Raw genomic sequence first — 4,040 nt, 5'->3', positions numbered from 1 at the left:
GTGAGAGCGGGCTTGCCCGCGATAGCGTCAGATCAAACACCGCACATCGCAAGGAATCACTCCCGCGACTCGACCCCCAACTCATCCCACACCGATTCGGCGAGGTGGAACGTCGCATTCGCCGCCGGGATGCCGCAGTAGATGGCGCTCTGCATGATCACTTCCTTGATCTCGCCGCGGGTCACGCCGTTGTTGGCGGCGGCACGCAGGTGCAATTTGAGTTCGCCCTCGCGGTTCATGCCGATCAGCATGGCGATGGTGATCAGGCTACGGGTATGGCGCGGCAGGCCCGGGCGGGTCCAGATATCACCCCAGGCGTGGCGGGTGATCATTTCCTGAAACTCCGAATTGAACTCGGTCAACGCGCTCAGGCTGCGGTCGACATGGGCGTCGCCGAGGACTGCGCGACGGACGTTCAGGCCTTCATCGTAACGTTGTTTCTCGTCCACGAATGTTCCCTCAATGGCCCAGCAGAAAAGCAAGAACGCGATCGCTGAACGCATCGCCGGCCTGCACGTTGGACAGGTGCGCCGCGTAGAACTCTGCGTACTCGGCGCCCTGCACCTGCTCCTGGATGAAGTGCCCACCGGATGGTGGCGTCACCGCGTCTTCGGTGCCGGCGATGACCAGCAACGGCACCTTGATCGAGGACAACTGATCGCGGAAATCGGCATCGCGCACAGCGGCGCAATTGGCCGCATAGCCTTGCGGCGAAGTGGCCGCGAGCATGTCGGTAATCTGCTTCGCCGCAGCCGGATTGGCTTCGGCAAAATCCGCGGTAAACCAGCGTGCAATCGACGCATCACGCAGGGCAACCATGGCCGCCGCGCCGTCTCGCAACACGGTTTCGATGCGTGGGTTCCAGATCGAGGGGTCGCCGATTTTCGCCGCGGTGTTGCACACCACCAGTTTGTTCAATCGTTCACCGGCATGGATGCCCAGCCACTGGCCAATCAAGCCACCCATCGACAGGCCGCAGAAATGCGCTTTATCGATGTGCAACGCATCCAGCAACGCAAGCACGTCATGGCCCAGTTGCTCGATGCTGTACGGCCCCGGCGTGACCAGCGATTTTCCGTGCCCGCGCGTGTCAAAACGCAGCACACGAAAATGCTTGGAGAACGCGGCAATTTGCGCGTCCCACATCTGCAGGTCGGTGCCCAGCGAGTTGGACAACACCAGCACCGGCGCATTGGCCGGTCCATCGAGTTGGTAATGCAGTTCGCCCTCGGCGAGTTGTACGAAAGCCACAGCAATCTCCTTCAGGCAGTCAACGCAGAATGTTCAGCCACCGCTCGCTCGACCCAGGTTTGGGCCTGGCCGAGGTAGTGAGCGGGGTCCAGCAGATGATCGAGTTCAGCCGCCGAGAGTTCGGCAGTCACTTTCGGCTCGTCGCCCAGCACCGCGCGCAAATGCCGCTGCTCAGCGACAGCGCGCTTGCAGCACTGCTCCAGTAAATGATGCGCCGTGTCGCGGCCGACCCGCTGGGCGAGGACGATGCTCACCGCTTCGGCCAGCACCAGGCCTTGGGTCAGATCGAGGTTGCGGGCCATGCGCTCGGCGTCCACTTCCAGTCCGTCCGCCACCAGCAACGCTTGTTTGAGGCTGCCGGACACCAGGCAGCAAATCTCCGGCAAGGTTTCCCACTCGGCGTGCCACAGGCCCAGACTGCGCTCGTGCTCTTGCGGCATGGCGCTGAACAGCGTCGAGAGCAAACCGGGGACGCGCGTTGCAGCGCCAATCAGCACCGCGGCGCCCACCGGGTTGCGTTTGTGCGGCATGGTCGACGAACCGCCCTTGCCTGGCGCCGAGGGTTCGAACACTTCGCCCGCTTCAGTCTGCATCAACAGGCTGATGTCGCGACCGAGCTTGCCGAGGCTGCCAGCGATCAATCCCAGCACAGAACCAAATTCCACCAGGCGATCACGTTGGGTGTGCCACGGTTGGTCGGGCAACGTCAGGTGCAACTCTGCGGCCAGCGCGTCGGCAATCGGCATCGCCTGCGTACCGAGGGCCGCGAGGGTTCCGGAGGCGCCGCCGAATTGCAGCACCAGCAGACGCGGCTTGAGTTCTTGCAGACGTTGCCGGCTGCGGGTGACGGCGCCCAGCCAACCGGCGATCTTCATGCCCAAGGTGACCGGCGTGGCGTGCTGCAACCAAGTGCGACCGGCCAGTGGTGTGGCGACATAACGCCTGGCCTGAGTTGAAAGGGTTTCGCCCAGTTGCGCCAGATCGCCTTCAATCAGTTCCAGCGCCCGACGCAGTTGCAGCACCAGACCGGTGTCCATCACGTCCTGGCTGGTGGCGCCCAGATGTACATAGCGCTCGGCTTCGGCAGCGGTGGTTGCGATCTGTTTTCCCAACGCTTTCACCAGCGGAATCGCCGAGTTGCCGGCCGTGGCAATCGCCTCGGCGAGGGCCGCGAAGTCATAATGTTCGGCGCGGCAGGCTGCTTCGATAGGCGCCACAGCCGTTTGCGGAATCAAGCCGACCTTCGCCTCTGCCCGTGCCAGCGCCGCTTCGAAATCGAGCATGGCCTGCACCCGGCCCTGATCGCAGAACACGTCACGCATATCGCGGGCAGTGAAATAGGCATCGAACAATTGATTGCCCGGTCGCTGGTTCATAAACAGTCCCTGAAGGCGTGGACCGGTGTGGCCCACGCAGATGGATCAAAGGTCGTGGTGCAAGTACTTCGCTTGTTTCGGCAGACGCAGGCTGAACAGGAACGCCACCGCCATCATCACCGTGACGTACCAGTAGAAAGAGTTTTCCATGCCCACCGCTTTGAGGCTCAGCGCGACGTATTCCGCCGAACCGCCGAAGATCGCATTCGCCACCGCGTACGCCAGGCCAACGCCCAAGGCGCGCACTTCCGGCGGGAACATCTCGGCTTTTACCAGGCCGCTGATCGAGGTGTAGAAACTGACAATCGCCAGCGCCACTGTGATCAGCACAAACGCCAGGAACGGACTGCTGACGCTTTTCAGACTCAACAGAATCGGCACGGTGAACAGCGTACCCAACGCACCGAACCACAGCATCGAGTTACGTCGGCCAATCTTGTCGGCGAGCATGCCGAACAGCGGCTGCATGCACATATAAAGGAACAGCGCGCCGGTCATGATGTAACTGGCCGTCTTGGCGTGCATGCCGGCGGTGTTCACCAGGTATTTCTGCATGTACGTGGTAAAGGTGTAGAAAATCAACGAGCCACCGGCGGTGTAACCCAGCACGGTAATGAACGCGGCTTTATGGTCGCGGAACAACGCGCGGATGCTGCCGGCGTCCTTGTTCTCGCGCATTTCCTTGCTGGTGGTTTCTTTCAGCGAGCGACGCAGGAACAACGAAATCAATGCGGCCACCGCGCCGACCACAAACGGGATCCGCCAGCCGTAGGCACGCAGGTCATCTTCGGTGAGGAACTGTTGCAGGATCACCACCAGCGACACCGCCAGCAGTTGCCCGCCAATCAACGTCACGTACTGGAACGAGGCGAAGAAACCGCGCTGGCCCTTGAGGGCGACTTCGCTCATGTAGGTGGCGGTGGTGCCGTACTCGCCGCCCACCGACAACCCCTGGAGCAAGCGCGCAAACAGCAACATGATCGGCGCCCAGACGCCGATGTCCTTGTAGGTCGGCAGGCACGCGATGAGCAGCGATCCGAAGCACATCATCAGAATCGAAATCAGCATCGAATTCTTGCGCCCGTGCTTGTCCGCGACACGGCCGAAAATCCAGCCGCCAATCGGTCGCATCAGGAACCCGGCGGCGAACACGCCCGCCGTGTTGACCAACTGCACCGTCGGGTTATCGGACGGAAAAAAGGCCGGGGCGAAATAGATCGCGCAAAAGGCGTAGACGTAGAAATCGAACCATTCGACGAGGTTGCCGGACGAGGCACCGACAATCGCGAAGATGCGCTTGCTGCGCTCTTCGCCGGTGTAGTGCGCTGGAATAGCGGTTGGGGTTGTCATTGTTCTTCACTCTTTGGGGACAGTGACAGTCTAGACACACTTTGCAACAGTCCCGTTCCACAG

General features: G+C 61.6%; 4 protein-coding genes. All 4 read right to left on the bottom strand.

Features of this window, described 5'->3' with window-relative positions:
- Positions 1–56: 56 nt before the first annotated feature.
- The 4 genes from pcaC to Q7W83_RS06515 are packed head-to-tail and all read right to left on the bottom strand — an operon-like array spanning position 57 to position 3,977.
- Positions 57–449 (bottom strand): 4-carboxymuconolactone decarboxylase, encoded by a 393-nt coding sequence (gene pcaC, locus Q7W83_RS06530; protein WP_150630968.1) that lies wholly within the window; start codon positions 447–449, stop codon positions 57–59.
- A 10-nt stretch (positions 450–459) separates the two neighbouring features.
- Positions 460–1,251 carry a 3-oxoadipate enol-lactonase gene (gene pcaD, locus Q7W83_RS06525; protein ID WP_150630969.1) on the bottom strand — a complete coding sequence of 264 codons (792 nt, stop codon included), beginning with the start codon at positions 1,249–1,251 and terminating at the stop codon, positions 460–462.
- A gap of 11 nt (positions 1,252–1,262) precedes the next feature.
- On the bottom strand, positions 1,263–2,627 hold the full coding sequence (locus Q7W83_RS06520; RefSeq protein ID WP_150639878.1) for a 3-carboxy-cis,cis-muconate cycloisomerase: 1,365 nt from the start codon (positions 2,625–2,627) through the stop codon (positions 1,263–1,265).
- A 45-nt stretch (positions 2,628–2,672) separates the two neighbouring features.
- Positions 2,673–3,977: an MFS family transporter gene (locus Q7W83_RS06515; RefSeq protein WP_150630971.1), complete on the bottom strand. Its 1,305-nt coding sequence runs from the start codon at positions 3,975–3,977 to the stop codon at positions 2,673–2,675.
- Positions 3,978–4,040: the final 63 nt, after the last annotated feature.

The organism is Pseudomonas sp. 300 (genome assembly GCF_055803035.1).
This window is presented reverse-complemented; position numbering and strand designations above follow the sequence as displayed.

What these genes read in the sequence shown, in the direction of transcription:
- Q7W83_RS06520 (WP_150639878.1), bottom strand. Translation starts at nt 2,627, where the DNA reads ATGAACCAGCGACCGGGCAATCAATTGTTCGATGCCTATTTCACTGCC.
- Q7W83_RS06515 (WP_150630971.1), bottom strand. Translation starts at nt 3,977, where the DNA reads ATGACAACCCCAACCGCTATTCCAGCGCACTACACCGGCGAAGAGCGC.